The following is a 20,688-nucleotide window of genomic DNA, read 5'->3' as shown; positions in this document are numbered from 1 at the left end:
CAGGAAGGATTGGCCACCATGGCTAAGCTCACCGCAGACGAGCTCATCGAAGCTTTCAAGGAGCTCACCCTCATCGAGCTCTCCGACTTCGTCAAGAAGTTCGAAGAGGAATTCGACGTCGAGGCTGCTGCCCCGGCCGCTGTCGCCGTTGCCGCTCCGGCAGCCGGTGGCGGAGAAGCCGCTGCTGAAGAGAAGACCGAATTCGACGTCATCCTCGAATCGGCCGGCGAGAAGAAGGTCCCCGTCATCAAGGAAGTTCGCGGGATCACCTCCCTCGGACTTAAGGAAGCCAAGGACCTCGTTGACAGCGCTCCCAAGGCTGTCCTCGAAGGCGCTTCGAAGGAAGACGCCGACAAGGCCAAGGAAGTCCTCGAGGCTGCCGGCGCCACCGTCACCATCAAGTGACTTCTCTTGCGGCAGTCTGACTGACCGCGGATCGCAGAACCCCGCAACCGGTAACGGCTGCGGGGTTCTTCGCGTCCGTCCCGCCGTTGCGCACCCTCGCCGCATTGAACCTGCGGACGCAGAGTGTCGATCTCGAGCGCGCTCATCGACACTCTGCGTCCGGAAGTCGTTGGGTCGGGCCTGCGCGCCGGTTTGCGCCAGTCCAGCGCCCGCCCGGCCATGCACCCGCTCGGCCCAGCACCGACCACGCCGCCCAGCACCCGCCCAGCATCGGCCCCGCCACTGACCCCAGCGCCGAGGCGATGGTGCCGATCCGCTACAACCCGACCGTCCCATTGCGGTCGGCCAGACCATAGGGTTGAGACCATGACGACGACCGAGCGCCTCGCGACGCAGCTGCGAGAGCGGATCCGCACTGCCTGGGAAACCGCCCCGTTGTTCATCGACCCCATCGTCGTTCCCGGCCTCACCGCCCGCCAGCGGGCCTCCCTCGAATCGGCCGTTGCCACCGCCGAGGAGTCGGGCATTCCGGTCTTCGTCGCCGTCACTCCTCCGACCTGGCTCGGAGCAGAGGAGGCCTGGTCGCGCTTCACCGCCGATCTCGCGTACTCGATGTTCGAGGGTTCGAACGCGGAGCAGGCCATCGTCGTCTTCGCGGAGACCGACGGCGGCGCGCGGCTGCTGTCCTACCTCGTCGACGACAACGGTCCGGCCGTCCCGCCCGGCATCGACGAACTGCCCCGCTCGGCCACCGACGATTTCCTGCCGCTCGAACTTGCGGTGCCGTATCACCTCGAGATCCTCGTCGCTGCGGCCACCGGCGCACCCCCGCCTCCGCCTATCGACTTCGATCCGGCGGACGCCGGGGAAGGAGGCAGCCGCGACTACATCGAGGCCACGGGACTCGACGATGCCAGTCCCGACACTCTGGTCCTCGCCGCGTCGGGTCTCGCCGCCCTGGGGCTGACCGCGTGGGTCCTCTCCCGGCGGGAGAGGTACGCGTGGAAAGCGCAGCTGACGACCGACCCTGAGCTCGTGCGCCGGCATCGTCTCATCCCCGCCGTCGAGAAGTCACAGGCGGAACTCCCCGTCCCGCAGAGCACCGACGATGAGGTCTGGGCCCTGCGCGATCGCGGACTCCGCATTCAGGAGGCGATCGCCGCGATCGTCGCCGCGCACCCCGACTGGGCCGAACACCCCGACCATTCCCACCGACAGGCGATCTTCGCCCTCACCCGCTCGGACAAGTGGGTGCGTTCGATGCTCGGTCGCCTCACGCTGCCTGCACCGGGAGACGCCGACGAGAGGAAGTCCTGCTACTTCTTCCCGGCCCATGCCAAACCGGTCACGAGCTATGCGATGAAGCAGGCCGGCACCGTGCTCACGGTCAATGCGTGCGCGACCTGCATCGCCGATCTCGAGGCCGGCCACGACCCCGTCTGCCTCATGGTGCCGAAGGACCCGAAGTCACCGCGGTCCCGCGCAGTTCCGTATTTCCAGCGTGACGACGCCTACGCGACCTCCGGATTCGGCAGCTTCGTCGACCTCGAGGTCGCGATCCTCGACTATGGGGTGCCGGGAGCGGCGAAGCGGGCGACGGCGGAGGACAGGTCATGACATCGACGAGCGCACCCCGGAACCTCTCCCGGACGAAGGACCGGACGCCCCTCATCGTGCGGCTCGCCGCGGCGATCGTCGTCTTCGCCGCCGTGACCGTCGGCGCCGCACTCGTCAGCGCCTCCCTCTTCGAGGAGGCCAAACAGGAGCGCATCGCCGTCGAGGACAGTGGGGAGATCATCGTCGACTCCGTCTATTCCGACCGCATCGCCAGCGGTCTCGACGCCGACTACGATCGCACCCCCTACCAGCAGATCGCCGCCGGATTCGCCGAAGATCCCGTCTATGTCGACGACTACGCGGCCTGGTCGGTCACCGATGCCGACCTCGAGGCGATCCGCTCCGAGGTCGAGGGTCTCGACGATCCGATCTTCGTCGCGTTCCTCACGACCTCCGACCTCGACGCCGCCGACGGTGACCTCGACCTCGCTGCCGCCAGGATCAGCCGCGAGCTGCCGACGCAGACAGGGACGGTGCTCACCTTCGACAGCATCCTCGAGGGCAGCGCGGAGAAGGGCATCGACCGGGAGGTCTACCGGCACCAGCCGGACACCGACTTCGACGAGACCGTCTCCGGCGAGGCTCTCGCCTGGGTGCGCGCGCTCAAGACCGTCACCCCCGACGAGCCGTACACCGACACGGAGTACGTCGCCGACCCCGGGAACGAACAGGACCCCCGCGACCTCGCCTACCACCCCGGGTCCGCGATCGCCGGAGCGACCATCGGTCTGGTCCTCGGTGCTGGTGCGGCCGCCGTCGCCGTGCCGCTCATCGTCTGGATCCGTCAGCGCAGGGCAGGGCAGTCGCCGTCGGGGATGACGAAACCCGCCGAGAACCGGGCGCGAACGAAGGAGGGGAACAGGCGATGAGCACAACACCCCAGCAGATCGCCGAGGCACTCAAGGCCGATCCGTTCTGGATCGATCCCGCCCTCGCCGACACCCTCAACCCGACGCTCATCGACAAGGCGAAGACGACCGTCGACGGACTCGACTTCCCTGTCTACGTCATCGCCGTCGATGCCGACCGCGTCGATCGTGAGCAGCTCGAGCAGATCAAGGTGTTCCACGGCGGTGAAGGCGCCTACGTGATGATCAACGGCACCGAGGACCTCGCCGTCGACGAGACGTTCGCCGACACGGCCGAAAAGCTCGAGGTCATGGACCAGAACCTCAACGCCTCCGACGACTGGAACTACTCCACGCCCTCGACGACGAAGCTCAACATCCTCCTCGGGTACTATGCCGACCCGCAGGAGCGCACCGACACCGAGGCGGTCACCGGGCAGAACGTGCCCGGCACCGAGGTCATCTATGACAGCGGATCCGGGTCGTTCGCGCCGCTCTTCCTCGGCGCGGCGATCCTCGTCCTCGCGCTCGTCATCGCCGGTGTGTGGCTGGCGAAGTCAGCGCGGGAGCGCAAGCAGGACCGCGAGCGGGAGCATGCCTTCACACTGCCGTCCCGGCTCCTCAACCGTGTCGACTCTCTCCAGCGCAATGCGCTGCGGGACTCCATCAGCGGCGAGACGGCCGAGCTCGCCGAATCGCTCGGGCGCCTGCAGACCGCCGACCTCGATGCTGCCGGTGCCGACCGGGTCGAGCGGGCCCTCGACGCCTACCAGATGGCCCGCCGCATCGTCGATGACGAGGCTGCGACGCGACTCGACCTCGCCGGCGCGATGGTCCTCATCCGGCAGGCCGGACATGAGATCGCCGAGGCGGGCCGCAGTCCGAGGAAGCGCGGGGTCCGCAGGTCGACCGTGCCGCAGAGCCTGTGTACGATCAATCCGCTCCACGGCGAAGCGCAGACGACGTCGCGCGTCGACGCCGACGGCCCGAGCGTGCGGGTGCCCGTGTGCCGGGCGTGCGGTGACGATCTGCGTGCCGGCCGCGAACTCCGGTGGATCTTCGACGGTGACACCCCCTACGTCGAGGGGAACAGCGTGTGGTCGCGCACGCTCTTCGGTGCGATCGGCGGCGATCTCGTCACCGCCCTCCACCGCGAGCGCCCCGACCGCGACTGAGCCGCACCCGAGCCGCCGGAGTTCCGGACGGCACACTCCACTCCACTCCTGTGCGCCAGAAGTTCCGGACGCGGAGTGTCGATATTGCTCGCGCGAATCGACACTTTGCGTCCTGGAGTCGCTGTGAGGGTCCGCCCCGCCGGCCCGGCCCGCACCGTCGCACCAGCCATCAGCCGCCCCCAGAAGCGCGCGCCGGCTCGCCGCCTCGCCGCGCCTCAGGTCTGGGGGAGCGTGATCTCCCTGGGGATCGTGCGGTCATGGTCACCGGGCATCGCACGGGAGGGCAGGGTCACCTCGGCGTCGGGCCCGTGCTCATGCTCCTGGGCCTCGTCCCAGGCGTCCTCATCGTCGGCGCCGAAGCCTCCGGTCGCCAGATCGGCGCCCTCGTACGGCTCATCGGCTCCCGGGCTCTGATTCGGCACCGACGCGAGCCGGAAGCCGTCGAGGTCGGCGACCTGCCGCTCGACGAACGCCCGGTCGACCGGCACCCCGTGTCCGGGGACGAAGACCGTCGCCTGCGGGAACGCGAGGAGGGCGTGGAGGCTCTCGACCCAGTGGCTCAGCGACGCGTCGCTGCCGGCCTGCGGGGGAGCGCCCTCCTCGATGAGGTCGCCGGTGAAGACGACACCTGACTCGGGGAGGCTGACGACGACGTCGGCCGTGGAGTGTCCGCCGAGCACGGAGAGTTCGACTAGGGCTTCGCCGAGGTCGATCGTCGTGGGCGACTCACCCGCCTCGGCGATGGGGGTGACCTCGACGAGGAGGTCGCCGGGATCCTCGGGCAGCTCCCGGGTGAACGCGGCGGTGTCGGGATTCGACCGCAGCGCGTCGAGGGCGATCCACGTGCTCGCGGCCTGGTCCGCGGCGAACGCGGGGGAGGCGAAGACCCGGTCGATGCCGGCGTCGACGAGGGCCGCCGCACCGAGGTAGTGGTCCCAATGATCATGGGTGATGACGAGGTCGATGGGATTGGCGACGCCGTTGGCCTCGCGGCTGATCTCGGCCGCACGCGCGGCAAGCGCACCTGCCGCCGTGGGGCCGGGGCCGGCGTCGACGATGAGACTGCGATCGGCGCCGGTGATGATCCCGCAGTTGACGGCGGCCGGGTCGAAGGTGAGCACGGTGATGGTCGTCATGGGCACAGTCTAGGACCGGTCGGACGCCGCGAGCGGGAGGCGGTGGAATAGGATCGCTGATGCGGGGCGGCGTCCCCGCTCACCGACCACGGACAAGGAGATCGATGGAGATCACCCGCATCCTCGCAGGAACCCTGCCCGCTGAGCGGATCGACGCGACCGTCGCCGAGGTGGTCGCCTTCGACCGGATCATCAACGCCGACTCCGGGATGGGCGAGGATTTCGATCCGTTGCCCGCGGAGGTGCGGAAGCGACTGACCCAGCCGACCGACTACACGACGAACGAGTTCTGGCTCGGCCGCCTCGGCGGACGGATCGTCGCGAAGGGCATCGCCTATCTCGATCTCAAGGACAACCTCAACGGCGCGGAGATCCATGTCTCCGTCCACCCCGAGCACCGGCGGCGGGGACTCGGCGGCGAGCTCCTCGGCGTTGTCGAGGCGGATCTGCGCGCGGACGGGCGGACCCGGCTGACGAGCTTCAACGAGGTTCCCGCGACCGTGGTTGCCGCGGATCTTCGGGGTGCGCGGATCGCGGCGGCCTCCGGGGCCGGGTCGCTTCCGGCGGACCTGGCTGATGTCGCGTTCGCCCGCGCTCACGGGTACTCGCTGCGGCAGATCGAGAGGTGCGCGATCGCCCGACTCCGGCCACCGGAGCACGATGGTGCTGCCGAACCTGACGACGGCTATGAGATCCTCACCTGGTCGGGGCCGGTGCCCGAGGAGCACCTCGACGCGCTCGCCGTCGTCCATCGGGCGATGTCGACGGACATACCGGGGGCCGCCGACCTCGAAGAGGAGGAGTTCTGGGATGCCGAGCGCGTGCGTGCGCTCGATCGGCAGCGCGCGGACGCGGGGGAGCGGATGCACACCGCCCTTGCCGTGCGGCGCCCCGGCCGGCGCGACGCCGATCCCACCGATCACGGGACGCCCCCGGAGTATGAAATCGCCGGATACACCGAGGTGGCCCATTTCGACGACCGCCCTGCCGTCGCCTCGCAGGGTGGGACCCTCGTGCTGCGCGATCACCGCGGGCACGGGCTCGGGGCGAGGCTCAAGCAGGCCAACCATGCGCAGCTGCTGCGGTCGAGTCCGGTTGAGCGCGTTTACACGTGGAATGCCGTGGAGAACGCCTGGATGCTCGCGATCAATGACCGGGCTGGCTTCGCGACGTTCGCATGGACCGGAGTGTGGAAGAAGGAGCTGCCGGCGACCGCCTCGGCGGGGGAGTGAACCACGCGGAAAGAATGCTTGCGTGACTTGACCGAATGCTATAAGCTTGATATTTGCGTTGCTGTGCCTGTGGCGTGCCTTCATATAGCGGGGGGCAGGTCAGTTCCACTCCAGTGAACCACGTTGTCGCCCGGTGTCGAAATCGACACACCCGGGGATCGGCAGCCGGTGAGCGAGTGGGGTAGCGACGTATCAATTGGTGAAGCACTCGGAAGGATCCCATTGGCCGCCGCCAACGATAACACCAGGACCGCTAATCCCCCCAAGAGAATCTCATTCGCGAAGATCCGCGAACCGCTTGAGGTTCCCGACCTGCTCGGACTCCAGACCGACAGCTTCGACTGGCTCATCGGATCGGAAGCGTGGCAGGACCGCGTCGCCGAAGCCATCGAAATCGGAGACGACTCCGTCGCGACCACGTCCGGTCTCGAGGACATCTTCGAAGAGATCTCACCGATCGAGGACTTCGGTGGATCGATGTCGCTGTCGTTCCGTGAGCACAGGTTCGAAGCTCCCAAGTACTCGATCGACGAGTGCAAGGAACGCGACATGACCTACTCGGCGCCGCTCTACGTGACCGCTGAGTTCATGAACAACAACACCGGCGAGATCAAGAGCCAGACCGTCTTCATGGGCGACTTCCCGCTCATGACCGACAAGGGCACGTTCATCGTCAACGGCACCGAGCGCGTCGTCGTCTCGCAGCTCGTCCGCTCGCCCGGCGCCTACTTCGAGTCGAGCGTCGACAAGACCACGGACAAGGACATCTTCTCCGCGAAGATCATCCCCTCCCGCGGTGCCTGGCTCGAGTTCGAGGTCGACAAGCGCGACCAGGTCGGCGTCCGCCTCGACCGCAAGCGCAAGCAGTCGGTCACCGTCCTGCTCAAGGCCCTCGGCTGGACCGAGTCGAAGATCCTCGAGGAGTTCGGCGAGTTCGAGTCGATCCGCGAGACCCTCGCGAAGGACACCGTCTCGACGCAGGAAGAGGCCCTGCTCGACATCTACAAGAAGCTGCGTCCGGCAGAGCCGGCGACCGCCGAGGCCGCCCGCAACCTGCTCAACAACCTCTACTTCAACCCGAAGCGCTACGACCTGGCCAAGGTCGGCCGCTACAAGGTCAACCGCAAGCTCGGCGTCGACGCTCCGCTGTCGGATTCCGTGCTCTCCGTCGACGACGTCGTCGCCACCATCCGCTACCTCGTCTCGCTCCACGCCGGTGTCGAGACGACGAAGGGTGTGCGCGACGGCGAGGAGATCGAGCTGCGCGTCAAGCTCGACGACATCGACCACTTCGGCAACCGCCGCATCCGCGCGGTCGGCGAGCTCATCGAGAACCAGGTCCGCACGGGTCTGTCCCGCATGGAGCGCGTCGTGCGCGAGCGCATGACGACCCAGGACGTCGAGGCGATCACGCCGCAGACGCTCATCAACATCCGTCCCGTCGTGGCCGCGATCAAGGAGTTCTTCGGAACCTCGCAGCTGTCGCAGTTCATGGATCAGAACAACCCGCTCGCGGGTCTGACCCACAAGCGTCGCCTGTCTGCACTGGGCCCCGGTGGTCTCTCCCGCGACCGCGCCGCCATGGAAGTCCGTGACGTCCACCCGTCGCACTACGGCCGCATGTGCCCGATCGAGACCCCCGAGGGTCCGAACATCGGCCTCATCGGCTCGCTCGCCTCGTACGCGCGGATCAACCCGTTCGGCTTCATCGAGACCCCGTACCGCAAGGTCGTCGACGGTGTCGTCACCGACGAGACCGAGTACCTCACCGCCGATGACGAGCTCGACTACAACATCGCGCAGGCCAACGCTCCGCTGACCGACGATCAGCGCTTCGCGGAAGAGGAAGTCCTCGCCCGTCCGAAGGGCGGCGGCGGCGAAGCCGAGCTCGTGCTCCGCGACCAGATCGACTTCATGGACGTCTCCGCACGTCAGATGGTGTCGGTCGCCTCGGCGCTCATCCCGTTCCTCGAGCACGACGACGCCAACCGCGCCCTCATGGGTGCGAACATGCAGCGTCAGGCCGTGCCGCTGGTCATGTCCGAGGCTCCCGTCGTGGGCACCGGCATGGAGTACCGCGCCGCGGTCGACGCCGGTGACGTCATCGTCGCCGAGAAGTCGGGCGTCGTCACCGAGGTGTCGGCTGACTTCGTCACCGTCCTCGCCGACGACGGCACGCAGCAGACCTACCGGGCCTCGAAGTTCAAGCGCTCGAACCACGGCACGTCGTACAACCAGCGCATCATCGTCGACGAGGGAGACCGCGTCGAGGTCGGTGCGGTGCTCGCCGACGGACCCTCGACCGAGGGCGGAGAGATGGCTCTCGGCAAGAACCTCCTCGTCGCGTTCATGTCGTGGGAGGGCTACAACTTCGAGGATGCGATCATCCTCTCGCAGCGCCTGGTCCAGGACGACGTCCTCTCCTCGATCCACATCGAGGAGCACGAGGTCGACGCCCGCGACACCAAGCTCGGTGCCGAGGAGATCACCCGGGACATCCCGAACATCTCGCCCGACGCTCTGGCCGACCTCGACGATCGCGGCATCATCCGCATCGGCGCCGAGGTCACCGACGGCGACATCCTCGTCGGCAAGGTCACCCCGAAGGGCGAGACCGAGCTGACCCCGGAGGAGCGTCTGCTCCGGGCGATCTTCGGTGAGAAGTCCCGTGAGGTCCGCGACACCTCGCTGCGCGTGCCCCACGGCGAGATCGGCACCGTCATCGGTGTGCGCGTCTTCGACCGTGAGGACGACGACGAGCTCTCGCCCGGCGTCAACCAGATGGTCCGCGTCTACGTCGCCCAGCGACGCAAGATCACGATCGGTGACAAGATGGCCGGCCGCCACGGCAACAAGGGCGTCATCTCGACGATCCTGCCGGTCGAGGACATGCCGTTCCTCGCCGACGGCACCCCCGTCGACGTCATCCTCAACCCGCACGGTGTTCCGCGTCGTATGAACATCGGACAGGTCTTCGAGATCCACCTCGGATGGATCTCCAAGCAGGGGTGGAAGATCGAGGGCAGCCCCGAGTGGGCCGAGGAGCTTCCGCAGCTCGCCCGCGAAGCCGAGCCGGGCACCAACCTGGCCACCCCGGTCTTCGACGGTGCGCACGAGCAGGAGCTGCGCGGACTGCTCGACGCGACGACCCCGAACCGCGACGGAGATCGACTCATCGACTCCTCGGGCAAGGCCCAGCTGTTCGACGGTCGCTCCGGTGAGCCGTTCCCGTACCCGATCTCCGTCGGATACATGTACATGCTCAAGCTCCACCACCTCGTCGACGACAAGATCCACGCGCGCTCGACCGGTCCGTACTCGATGATCACCCAGCAGCCGCTGGGCGGTAAGGCGCAGTTCGGCGGTCAGCGCTTCGGTGAGATGGAAGTGTGGGCCCTCGAGGCCTACGGTGCGGCGTACACGCTGCAGGAGCTGCTGACCATCAAGTCCGATGACATCCCGGGCCGTGTCAAGGTCTACGAAGCCATCGTCAAGGGTGAGAACCTGCCCGATCCGGGAATCCCCGAGTCGTTCAAGGTCCTCATCAAGGAGATGCAGTCGCTGTGCCTCAACGTCGAAGTCCTGTCGTCCGACGGCGGCCAGGTCGAGATGCGCGACTCGGAGGACGAGGTCTACCGGGCAGCTGAAGAGCTCGGCATCGACCTGTCCTACCGCGAAGCCCAGACCGTAGAAGAAGTCTGAGCACTTCCACTTCAACCGACACAGATTTTCGATGAGCCTCGAGCTCATCACCAGGAAAGAGGATTTACGTGCCTGACGTCAATTACTTCGATGAGCTGCGGATCGGTCTCGCCACCGCCGATGACATCCGCGGTTGGTCGCACGGTGAGGTCAAGAAGCCGGAGACCATCAACTACCGCACCCTGAAGCCGGAGAAGGACGGACTCTTCTGCGAGAAGATCTTCGGCCCCACCCGTGACTGGGAGTGCGCCTGCGGCAAGTACAAGCGCGTGCGCTTCAAGGGGATCATCTGCGAGCGCTGCGGCGTCGAGGTGACCCGTGCCAAGGTGCGCCGTGAGCGCATGGGCCACATCGAGCTCGCCGCTCCCGTCACCCACATCTGGTACTTCAAGGGCGTTCCCTCGCGCTTGGGCTACCTGCTCGATCTCGCGCCGAAGGACCTCGAGAAGGTCATCTACTTCGCCGCGTACATGATCACCTCTGTCGACGAGGAGTCCCGTCACCGGGATCTGCCGAGCCTGCAGAACAAGATCGACGTCGAGAAGCAGCAGATCGGCGACCGCCGTGACGCCGACATCGACCGTCGTGCCAAGAAGCTCGAAGAGGACCTCGCGGCCCTCGAAGCCGACGGCGGAACCGCGCAGGCCAAGAAGAAGCTGCGCGACGTCGCCGACAAGGAGATGGACAAGCTGCGCAAGAACGCCGATCGCGAGATCGACCGCCTTGAGCAGGTGTGGGACCGGTTCAAGAACCTCAAGGTCAACGACCTCGAAGGTGACGAGAGCCTCTACCGCGAGATGTTCGCCCGCTTCGGCCTCTACTTCACGGGTGCCATGGGCGCCGAGGCGATCCAGAAGCGCCTGCTCGACTTCGACCTCGAAGCCGAGTCCGAGAAGCTGCGCGAGCTCATCAACACCGGCAAGGGACAGCGCAAGACCCGTGCGCTCAAGCGCCTCAAGGTCGTCAACGCGTTCCTCACCACGGACAACAACCCCGAGGGCATGGTCCTCGACGTCGTCCCGGTGATCCCGCCGGAGCTGCGTCCGATGGTCCAGCTCGACGGTGGCCGCTTCGCGACCTCGGATCTCAACGATCTCTACCGTCGCGTCATCAACCGCAACAACCGCCTCAAGCGCCTGCTCGACCTCGGTGCTCCCGAGATCATCGTCAACAACGAGAAGCGGATGCTCCAGGAAGCCGTCGACTCGCTGTTCGACAACGGTCGTCGCGGTCGTCCCGTGACCGGACCGGGCAACCGCCCGCTCAAGTCGCTGTCGGACATGCTCAAGGGCAAGCAGGGCCGGTTCCGTCAGAACCTGCTCGGCAAGCGCGTCGACTACTCGGGCCGTTCGGTCATCGTCGTCGGTCCGCAGCTCAGCCTCCACCAGGCGGGTCTGCCGAAGACGATGGCGCTCGAGCTGTTCAAGCCGTTCGTCATGAAGCGCCTGGTCGATCTCAACCACGCGCAGAACATCAAGTCGGCCAAGCGCATGGTCGAGCGTCAGCACCCGCAGGTGTGGGACGTGCTCGAAGAGGTCATCACCGAACACCCGGTGCTCCTCAACCGCGCACCGACCCTGCACCGTCTGGGCATCCAGGCGTTCGAACCGCAGCTCATCGAGGGCAAGGCCATCCAGCTGCATCCGCTCGTGTGCTCGGCGTTCAACGCCGACTTCGACGGTGACCAGATGGCCGTCCACCTGCCGCTGAGCCCCGAGGCGCAGGCCGAGGCCCGCATCCTCATGCTCTCGGCCAACAACATCCTCAAGCCCTCCGACGGCAAGCCCGTGACCATGCCCTCCCAGGACATGATCATCGGTCTGTACCACCTCACCTCGGAGCGCAGGGGACTCGCCGGTGAGGGCCGGTCGTTCTCCAGCCTCGGCGAAGCCATCATGGCCTTCGACCACGGCGAGCTCGACCTCGGTTCGGCTGTGACGATCCGTCTCGAGAACGTCGTTCCCGGGACCGATCTCGACGTTCCCGAGGGCTGGGAGCCGGGCACGCCGCTCGACGTGGAGACCACGCTGGGCCGCGCGCTGTTCAACGACTACCTGCCCGCGGACTACACCTACGTGAACTCGACGATCGACAAGAAGGCGCTGAGCCGGATCGTCAACCACCTCGCGGAGGAGTACCCGAAGGTCGAGGTCGCGCACACGCTCGACAACTTCAAGTCCGGCGGCTTCCACTGGGCGACGCGCTCGGGCATCACCGTGGCGATGTCCGATGTCGTCTCACCCGAGGCGAAGACGGAGATCCTCGAGAACGCCGAGGCGCTCGACACGAAGGTCCAGCAGCAGTACGAACTCGGTGCGCTCACCGATGACGAGCGCCGCAATGAGCTCGTCAAGCTGTGGACCGAGACCACCGAGAAGGTCGACCAGGTCATGCGGACGAACTTCCCGGAGGAGAACTCGGTGCTCCGCCTCGTCGAGTCCGGTGCGTCCGGTAACTGGATGCAGGTCCGTCAGCTCGCCGGTATGCGCGGTCTGGTGACGAACCCGAAGGGTGAGATCATCCCGCGTCCGATCACCTCGAACTACCGCGAGGGCCTGTCGGTGCTCGAGTACTTCATCGCCTCCCACGGTGCCCGCAAGGGCCTCGCGGACACGGCGCTGCGTACCGCTGACTCCGGCTACCTGACCCGTCGCCTCGTCGACGTGTCGCAGGACGTCATCATCCGCACCCAGGACACGGATTCGACCAAGGGCATCACCCTGCCCGTGGCCGAGCGTGACCACGAGGGCAACCTCGTGCCCCACGAGTACGTCGAGACGAGCCTCTACGGTCGTCTCACCGTCTCCGATGTCACGGATGCCGACGGCAACGTCATCGTTCCGGCGAAGACCGATGTCACGGCGGATGTCATCGACACCCTCGTGGCCGCCGGCGTCGAAGAGCTCAAGGTCTACTCGGTGCTCACCGCGGATTCGGACACGCAGATCTCGGCGATGCACTACGGCCGTTCGATGGCCACCGGCAAGCTCGTCGACATCGGCGAGGCGATCGGCACCGTCGCGGCTCAGTCGATCGGCGAGCCCGGCACCCAGCTGACGATGCGCACCTTCCACACCGGTGGTGTGGCGGCGTCCTCGGGTGACATCACCCAGGGTCTGCCCCGTGTCACCGAGCTCTTCGAGGCTCGCACCCCGAAGGGCTTCGCCCCGATCGCCGAGGCGACCGGTCGTGCGAAGATCGACGACAGTCGCAAGACCCGCTTCGTCGTCATCACCCCCGATGACGGCAGCGACGAGATCGAGCACGCAGTCTCCAAGCGTGCCCGCCTCCTCGTCGAGGACGGTCAGCACGTCAAGGCGGGCGAACAGCTCGTCGTCGGCGCGGTCGACCCGAAGCAGGTGCTGCGCATCCGCGGTCGTCGTGAGGCCGAGCGCTTCCTCGTCGAGCAGGTGCAGAAGGTGTACCGCTCGCAGGGCGTGGGCATCCACGACAAGCACATCGAGGTCATCGTGCGCCAGATGCTGCGTCGCGTCACCGTCATCGAGTCGGGCGACACGAACCTGCTGCCCGGCGAGCTCGTCGACCGCGGGCGCTACCAGGCGGAGAACCGTCGCGTGGTCGCCGAAGGCGGTCAGCCCGCCTCGGCGCGTGATGAGCTCATGGGCATCACGAAGGCCTCGCTGGCGACCGAGTCGTGGCTCTCGGCTGCGTCCTTCCAGGAGACGACGCGCGTCCTCACCGAGGCCGCGATGGAAGGCAAGTCGGACACGCTCATGGGCCTGAAGGAGAACGTCATCCTCGGTAAGCTCATCCCGGCCGGCACCGGTCTCCAGACGCACCGCAACATCGTTGTGGAGCCGACGGAGGAGGCGAAGGCGGAGATGTTCACCAACAGCTACGGTGACTTCTACGCGGGCATCGGATCCGACTCCGGTTCCGCCATCCCGCTCGAGGACTACGACTACGGCGCTTTCAGCTGAGTCGGCACTGAGCTGCCGGTCTCCGGTCGGCTGAGTCGCTGAGGCGGCGCAGTCGGTCCGAGCGCAGTGAGAAGGGGCACCCACCGATCCGGTGGGTGCCCCTTCTGCATGCCTGCGACACGCCCTGTGCCGATTGGGTCTGTACGCCGGATGTGTCTGTGGGCCGAAAGTCGTTGTGCGGGCAACCAGTCGATGGGCAGAATGACTTTTCGCAGGCAGTACGTGCGTGTCGCGAACTTCTCGCCGGCAGAAACACTTTCAGCAGGCCGACACACTTCTGCCCGCCGGACTCGCTTCTTGCTGGCCGCCACACTTCTGGCCACCGGACGCGCTTCTTGCCGGCACTCGCTCCCGACACGCCCTGCGCCGGATGTGTCTGTGGGCCGAAAGTCGTTGTGCAGGCAACCAGTCGATGGGCAGAACGACTTTTCGCAGGCAAGGCGTGCGTGGCGCGAACTTCTCGCCGGCAGAAACACTATCAGCAGGCTGACACACTTCTGGCCGCCGCCGGCACGCGCAGGCACCACGCCCCGATGCTGCGAACACCCGCCCGGAGAGACTCCGCAGGCGGCGCCCCGCAGTCTGCGCCAGGTTGAGGGTGGAAATCGCGCCGGAATCACCACCAATTTGGCGCGAAATCACCATCGACCCGGCGCAGAATCACCACCGCCCCGGCGCAGCAGCACCGCAGACCCTCAGCCGAAGAGGACCTGCGCCTCTTCCCACCGGTCCAGCGGCACGGTCTTGAGGCTGTCGACGGCCGAGGCCATCTCGACGGCGACGATGTCGGTGCCCTTGAGGCTCGCCATCTTGCCCCACTGCTCGTCGTGGGCGAGGTCGGCCGCAGCCATTCCCAGTCGCGTCGAGAGCACCCGGTCGTACGCGGTGGGGGAGCCGCCGCGCTGCAGGTGGCCGAGGATCGTCGCGCGGGTCTCGATGCCCGTCTGCTCCTCGATGAGCGGCGCGAGGTAGTTGGCGATGCCGCCGAGTCGGGCCCGGCCGCGCGAGTCGACTCCGCGGTCGGCGATCTGCTCGTCGAGGCCCTCGGGCACGAAGCCCTCGGCGACGACGACGATCGGGGCGCGTCCGCGATCCCGCGCCGAGGTCACCCACTGCCCGATCTGGCCCATCGACACCGGGAACTCCGGCATGAGGATCGCGTGCGCCCCGCCGGCCATGCCCGAGTGGAGGGCGATCCAGCCGACGTTGCGGCCCATCACCTCGATGACCATGCACCGGTGGTGGGACTCCGCAGTGGTGCGCAGACGGTCGATCGCCTCGGTGGCAATCGACTGGGCGGTGTCGAAGCCGAACGTGTAGTCGGTGTTGTCGAGGTCGTTGTCGATCGTCTTCGGCACGCCGACGATGTTGATCCCCTCCTCCTCGACGAGGCGGGAGGCCCCCGAGAGCGTCCCCTCACCGCCGATCGCGACGATCGCGTCGATGTCGTGCGCGGCGAGCACCTCCCGCATCCGTGCGGGACCCCCGTCCTCGTAGGGGTGGGTGCGCGAGGTGCCGAGGATCGTGCCGCCGCGTCCGGAGAGGCCGCGGACGTCGAGCATCGACATCTCGAACATGTCGTCCTCGAGCAGTCCCCGCCAGCCGTCGCGGATGCCGACGAAGGACGAGCCGTGCGAACGGATGCCCTTGCGGACGATGCCGCGGATGACGGCGTTGAGGCCGGGGCTGTCGCCGCCGGAGGTGAGGATTCCGATTCTCATGTCAGCTGTCCCTGGTCCTTTCCTCGGTAGCCTTTGGCCAAGTGCACGTCGTGGCCGGCCATGAGCGAGAACCCCTTGAGCACGACGGTGCCGTTCGAGCCGTCGCCCCTGGCCGACTGCCGGATCTCGTTGCCGGCCATGATGTTGATCGTCTCGTCTCTGATCTGCACGCCCGGCGGCACATAGATGTCGTTGCCCGCCCACATCGAATACGCGACGAGTTCGACGGTGACGCCGGGACCCATGACCTCGGTGAGGTCGATGTTGTCCCCGCCCATGAGCGCAAACGTCGTCACCTCGGCAGTGCCCGCGGGGACGTCGATCTCCCGCCCGGACATGATCGCCACCGAGTTCACGGGGCTCGCGGAACCCGGCGGGGCCGTCGGCGAGAGCGGCGCGGGTGCGTTGCGCGGCACGATCTGGGCGCCTGGGGTCGTCCCGCCCGTCTGTCGCTCGAGGCGGAGGTGGAGTTCGCGTCCTTCGGGCAGGTCGACGATGAGCGGAGCGAGCTCGTGGAGGTACTTCGCCCGGATCGCCTCGTCCTGCCGCTCGGCGGTCTCATCGGGGTCGAGGCGACCGCTGCTCACCGCCTCGGTGATGACGGCGAGGACGGCGTCGCGGTCGGCATCGGAGGCCCGAATCCTCGGGCGGGACGGTGGTTCGAGCTGTTCGTCGGGCATGGTCCCCAGTGTAGCGGCGGACACACTGCCTGGCCGGGACACGACGAAGGCGGTGCCCCGATAACGGGACACCGCCTTCTCACCTCTCCTCACAGAGCAGGTCATCCTCGCCGAGGCGGCTCACCACGGCGAGGAGAGACTGGTCTCAGCGCTTGAGGTCGTAGCGGTCGGCCTCGACCACCTTCGACCAGGCATTGACGAAGTCGTTGACGAACTTCTCCTTCGCATCGTCGGAGGCGTAGACCTCGGCGATCGCCCGCAGCTCGGAGTTCGACCCGAAGAGGAGGTCGACGCGGCTGCCCGACCACAGCTTCTCACCGGTCGGGGAGAAGGACTCGTAGAGGTTGGTCGTCGCCGAATCGCCGACGGCCTTCCACGTGTTGCCGAGTTCGAGGAGGTTGACGAAGAAGTCGTTCGTCAGCTCGCCCTTGCGGTCGGTGAACACGCCGAGTTCGGAGTCCTCGTGGTTCGCCCCGAGGACGCGGAGTCCGCCGATGAGGACCGTGAGCTCAGAGGTGGTGAGACCGAGCAGGCTCGCCTGGTCGAGGAGAAGGTACTCGGCGGCCAGCGGCAGACCCGGGGTGAGGTAGTTGCGGAAGCCGTCATGGGTCGGCTCGAGGTAGGAGAAGGACTCGACGTCCGTCTGCTCCTGCGAGGCGTCCCCGCGTCCGGTCGACACGGGCACGGTGACGTCGAAGCCCGCGGCCGCAGCGGCGGTCTCGACGCCGACGGCGCCGGCGATCGCGACGACATCGGCGAAGGAGGCGCCGGTCTCAGCGGCGATGCGCTCGAGCACACCGATCACCTCGGCGAGCTTGGCCGGCTCATTGGCCGTCCAGTTCCGCTGGGGTTCGAGGCGCAGGCGACCGCCGTTGACGCCGCCGCGCATGTCGGAGACGCGGTGCGAGGACGCTGCAGCCCACGTCGTCGACACGAGCTGGGAGACGCTGAGGCCGGAGTTGCGCACGGCGGCCTTGACGAGTTCGACCTCGCCGTTGTTGAGCGGGGTGCCCGCCGGGATCGGATCCTGCCAGATGAGGTCCTCGTTCGGCACCTCGGGTCCGAGGTAGCGGGTCGCGGGTCCCATGTCGCGGTGCGTGAGCTTGAACCACGCGCGGGCGAACGCATCCTCGAACGCCTTCTGATCGTCCTTGAAGCGACGCGAGATCTTCTCGTAGGCCGGGTCGAAGCGTAGCGAGAGGTCGGTCGTGAGCATGCGGGGCTCACGGCGTCCCTCACCCTGGGCCATCGGCACCATGTCATCGCCGCCGCCGTCGACCGGACGCCACTGGATGTGGCCGCCCTCGTTCTCGAACTTCTCCCACTCGTACGCGAAGAGGATGTGGAAGAACTCGTTGTCCCAGCGGGTCGGGTGGTAGGTCCACGTGACCTCGATGCCGCTGCCGATCGCGTCGTTGCCCGAACCGGTGCCGAAGTCGGACTTCCAGCCCAGGCCCTGCTCCTCGAGGGCACCGGCTTCCGGGTCGGGGCCCTTGTGGCTCTCGGGTCCGGCGCCGTGGGTCTTGCCGAAGGTGTGGCCGCCGGCGATGAGGGCGACGGTCTCCTCGTCGTTCATCGCCATCCGCCCGAAGGTCTCACGGATGTCAGCGGCGGCCTTGACCGGGTCGGGTTCGCCCTCGGGGCCTTCGGGGTTGACGTAGATGAGGCCCATCGTCGTCGCCGCGAGCGGCTTCTGCAGTTCACGATTGCCCGCGTAGCGCTTGTCGGTGCCGAGCCATTCGGTCTCCGAACCCCAGTAGACGTCGTTGTCGGGCTCCCACACGTCGGCGCGACCGCCGGCGAAGCCGAAGGTCGTGAATCCCATCTGCTCGAGGGCGACATTGCCCGCGAGGATGAAGAGGTCGGCCCACGAGATCTTCTTCCCGTACTTCTTCTTCACCGGCCACAGGAGGCGGCGGGCCTTGTCGAGTCCGACATTGTCCGGCCACGAGTTGAGCGGCGCGAAGCGCTGCTGGCCCTCACCGCCGCCGCCGCGGCCGTCCTGGACGCGGTAGGTGCCGGCGGAGTGCCAGGCCATGCGGATCATGAACGGACCGTAGTTGCCGAAGTCAGCCGGCCACCAGTCCTCGCTCGTCGTCAGCAGCGCGGCGAGGTCGGCCTTGAGCCCGTCGTAGTCGAGGCTGGAGAACTCCGCCGCGTAGTCGAAGTCGGCGTCCATCGGGTCGCGGGCGGGCTGGTTCTTCGCGAGGATCTTGAGGTTGAGCCGGTTGGGCCACCACTGGGCGTTGGCGTCGCCCTGCAGGGGAGTGGTCAGCGATCCGGGTTCGGTCGTCGGGTTGGCACCCGCGGTCGTGTGGACGACTGGGCAGCCGCCTGCAGTGGAGGTGTCGGTCATGGTGTTCCTTTCGGTGTCGAGCCCCGGTCGGGCTCAGCTGATGGCGACGGAAGGGCGCGGCGAGAGCGCCTCCCGGCTCAGACGACAGAGGGCAGCCGGTGTTCGGGCTCCGGCTCGGCACTGCGGCGGGCGCAGTCCGGACACAGACCCCAGAACGTCACCTCGGCCTCGTCGATGACGAAACCGTGATCGTGTGACGGGGTCAGGCACGGTGCCTGACCGACCGTGCAGTCGATGTCGACGATCCGGCTGCACTCCCGGCACACGAGGTGATGATGGTTGTCGCCGATGCGCCGCTCGTACCGGGCGACGGACCCGGACGGTTGGATGCAGCGGAGGAGACCCGCCTCGGTGAGGGTGTGGAGTGAGTCGTAGACGGCCTGATGGGAGACCTCGGGGAGGTCCTCCCTGACCGCGCGGATGACGGTCTCGGTGTCGGCGTGGGGATGGGCGTCCACCGCTGCCAGCACCGCGACTCTCTGCTTCGTCACGCGCAGGGAGCTGGTCCGCAGGATCGCGGAATAGTTCCCTGTCGGCGCCTGTTGTTCCTCTGTCACCCTTTCACCCTTGCATGGTTTTCTTGAATGAGTCAAGGAAGCGAGCCTGCTTCTTCGTGACCTGCGTCTCTCCTCCCGGGGACGGTCGGGCGGAGCAGGATACGCCGCTTCCGGCGATTTTGACCGGAGGCTCGCGCACGCGATATTCTGGGAGGCGACTGATTGTGTTATCTGCGTCGTCGAACGATCATGCCAGGTGTGTTGTGAGACCTGGATCCCGTGTGAATGCGACCGGCGCAGGCCGCCCGACCGAGCAGAACTCTGCGCGCGCGTGTCCTTGCGACACTCCCGACCGCAGGGTGTGTGAGGCCGCGTGGTTACTGGCATCGGGAGTCAAGCTTCACCCGGTGTTCAGTCGGATATGTCCCACGGTTCACAAACGCGACCTGCGTCGCGGCCGATGTGGGAATTAGGTTCATCGAGAAGCAATGGAGAACGCTTAGTGCCGACAATCCAGCAGCTCGTCCGCAAAGGACGGCATAACAAATCCGCAGGGTCCGACGCCCCTGCCCTGAAGGGCAGCCCCCAGCGTCGCGGCGTGTGCACCCGTGTGTACACCACCACCCCCAAGAAGCCGAACTCGGCTCTTCGCAAGGTCGCTCGTGTCAAGCTCTCGAGCCAGATCGAAGTGACCGCGTACATCCCCGGTGAGGGACACAACCTGCAGGAGCACTCGATCGTGCTCGTGCGCGGTGGCCGTGTCAAGGACCTTCCGGGTGTGCGCTACCGGATCGTGCGCGGTTCGCTCGACACCCAGGGTGTCAAGGGCCGTCAGCAGGCCCGCAGCAAGTACGGAGCGAAGAGGGAGAAGAAGTAATGCCGCGCAAAGGTCCTGCACCGAAGCGACCGATCGTCGTCGACCCCGTCTTCAACTCGCCGCTCGTCACGCAGCTGATCAACAAGATCCTGCTCGACGGCAAGCGCTCGACTGCCGAGCGCATCGTCTACGGTGCCCTCGAGGGCACCCGCGAGAAGAACGGCAACGACCCGGTTGCCAACCTCAAGAAGGCTCTCGACAACATTCGCCCGTCCCTCGAGGTCCGCTCCCGCCGCGTCGGCGGTGCGACCTACCAGGTGCCGGTCGACGTCCGTCCTGCTCGTTCGACGACCCTGGCACTGCGCTGGCTCGTGGGCTACGCCCGCCAGCGCCGTGAGAAGACGATGACCGAGCGTCTCATGAATGAGATCCTCGACGCGGGCAACGGCCTCGGTGCCGCTGTCAAGCGCCGTGAGGACACCCACAAGATGGCCGAGTCCAACAAGGCCTTCGCCCACTACCGCTGGTGATCGTCGCCCTTGCCGCCCGATCGGTCTGCTG

14 protein-coding genes are annotated in these 20,688 nt (G+C 67.0%); 9 read left to right on the top strand and 5 right to left on the bottom strand.

What is annotated here, in order from left to right; all coding sequences use genetic code 11:
* Positions 1-18: 18 nt before the first annotated feature.
* The 4 genes from rplL to FJ887_RS12780 all read left to right on the top strand — a co-directional run bounded on the left by rplL (position 19) and on the right by FJ887_RS12780 (position 4,045).
* Entirely contained in the window at positions 19-405 is a 387-nt protein-coding gene (rplL, locus tag FJ887_RS12795) for a 50S ribosomal protein L7/L12 (RefSeq protein WP_137826095.1), read from the top strand.
* Positions 406-771: 366 nt separating this feature from the next.
* Positions 772-2,022, top strand: a complete 1,251-nt coding sequence (locus FJ887_RS12790) for a hypothetical protein (protein ID WP_137826096.1) — start codon at positions 772-774, stop codon at positions 2,020-2,022.
* Complete coding sequence (locus FJ887_RS12785) at positions 2,019-2,891, top strand: hypothetical protein (RefSeq protein WP_137826097.1); 873 nt, start codon at positions 2,019-2,021, stop codon at positions 2,889-2,891. Before FJ887_RS12790 ends, FJ887_RS12785 begins: the two co-directional genes overlap by 4 nt.
* A complete protein-coding gene (locus FJ887_RS12780) occupies positions 2,888-4,045 on the top strand; it encodes an NAD-glutamate dehydrogenase (protein ID WP_137826098.1) in 1,158 nt (385 codons plus the stop codon). The genes FJ887_RS12785 and FJ887_RS12780 overlap by 4 nt, the downstream gene beginning before the upstream one ends.
* A gap of 215 nt (positions 4,046-4,260) precedes the next feature.
* Here the strand turns inward: FJ887_RS12780 and FJ887_RS12775 are convergent, their stop codons facing one another.
* Positions 4,261-5,181, bottom strand: a complete 921-nt coding sequence (locus FJ887_RS12775) for an MBL fold metallo-hydrolase (RefSeq protein WP_137826099.1) — start codon at positions 5,179-5,181, stop codon at positions 4,261-4,263.
* Positions 5,182-5,285: 104 nt separating this feature from the next.
* On the opposite strand from FJ887_RS12775, the gene FJ887_RS12770 reads away from it, so the two are divergent.
* The 3 genes from FJ887_RS12770 (at position 5,286) to FJ887_RS12760 (ending at position 14,056) form a co-directional block, all read left to right on the top strand.
* Positions 5,286-6,413, top strand: coding sequence for a GNAT family N-acetyltransferase (locus FJ887_RS12770; RefSeq protein ID WP_137826100.1), 1,128 nt, complete (start codon positions 5,286-5,288; stop codon positions 6,411-6,413).
* A 195-nt stretch (positions 6,414-6,608) separates the two neighbouring features.
* Positions 6,609-10,115, top strand: coding sequence for a DNA-directed RNA polymerase subunit beta (rpoB, locus tag FJ887_RS12765; RefSeq protein WP_376912076.1), 3,507 nt, complete (start codon positions 6,609-6,611; stop codon positions 10,113-10,115).
* 68 nt (positions 10,116-10,183) lie between these two features.
* The gene (locus tag FJ887_RS12760) at positions 10,184-14,056 is read left to right on the top strand and encodes a DNA-directed RNA polymerase subunit beta' (RefSeq protein WP_140955544.1); all 3,873 of its coding nucleotides are present in this window, start codon (positions 10,184-10,186) and stop codon (positions 14,054-14,056) included.
* Between the two features lie 695 nt (positions 14,057-14,751).
* Here the strand turns inward: FJ887_RS12760 and FJ887_RS12755 are convergent.
* From FJ887_RS12755 to FJ887_RS12740, 4 genes are all read right to left on the bottom strand, one after another.
* On the bottom strand, positions 14,752-15,777 hold the full coding sequence (locus FJ887_RS12755; protein ID WP_137826103.1) for a 6-phosphofructokinase: 1,026 nt from the start codon (positions 15,775-15,777) through the stop codon (positions 14,752-14,754).
* Positions 15,774-16,457 (bottom strand): DUF1707 SHOCT-like domain-containing protein, encoded by a 684-nt coding sequence (locus tag FJ887_RS12750; protein WP_137826104.1) that lies wholly within the window; start codon positions 16,455-16,457, stop codon positions 15,774-15,776. Before FJ887_RS12750 ends, FJ887_RS12755 begins: the two co-directional genes overlap by 4 nt.
* A 145-nt stretch (positions 16,458-16,602) precedes the next feature.
* On the bottom strand, positions 16,603-18,813 hold the full coding sequence (katG, locus tag FJ887_RS12745) for a catalase/peroxidase HPI (protein WP_137826105.1): 2,211 nt from the start codon (positions 18,811-18,813) through the stop codon (positions 16,603-16,605).
* 77 nt (positions 18,814-18,890) lie between these two features.
* On the bottom strand, positions 18,891-19,370 hold the full coding sequence (locus tag FJ887_RS12740; RefSeq protein WP_212743335.1) for a Fur family transcriptional regulator: 480 nt from the start codon (positions 19,368-19,370) through the stop codon (positions 18,891-18,893).
* A gap of 442 nt (positions 19,371-19,812) precedes the next feature.
* Between FJ887_RS12740 and rpsL the strand changes: the two genes are divergently transcribed.
* Both rpsL and rpsG read left to right on the top strand, forming a co-directional pair.
* Positions 19,813-20,187 (top strand): 30S ribosomal protein S12, encoded by a 375-nt coding sequence (gene rpsL / locus FJ887_RS12735; RefSeq protein WP_009379175.1) that lies wholly within the window; start codon positions 19,813-19,815, stop codon positions 20,185-20,187.
* Entirely contained in the window at positions 20,187-20,657 is a 471-nt protein-coding gene (gene rpsG, locus FJ887_RS12730; RefSeq protein ID WP_137826106.1) for a 30S ribosomal protein S7, read from the top strand. Before rpsL ends, rpsG begins: the two co-directional genes overlap by 1 nt.
* Positions 20,658-20,688 lie beyond the last annotated feature (31 nt).

Origin of the sequence: Brevibacterium sp. XM4083, from assembly GCF_006489205.2 — a bacterium.
Classification (GTDB): Bacteria; Actinomycetota; Actinomycetes; order Actinomycetales; family Brevibacteriaceae; genus Brevibacterium.
The sequence above is the reverse complement of the archived record's forward strand: the minus strand, read 5'-3'. Positions and strand labels throughout refer to the sequence as shown.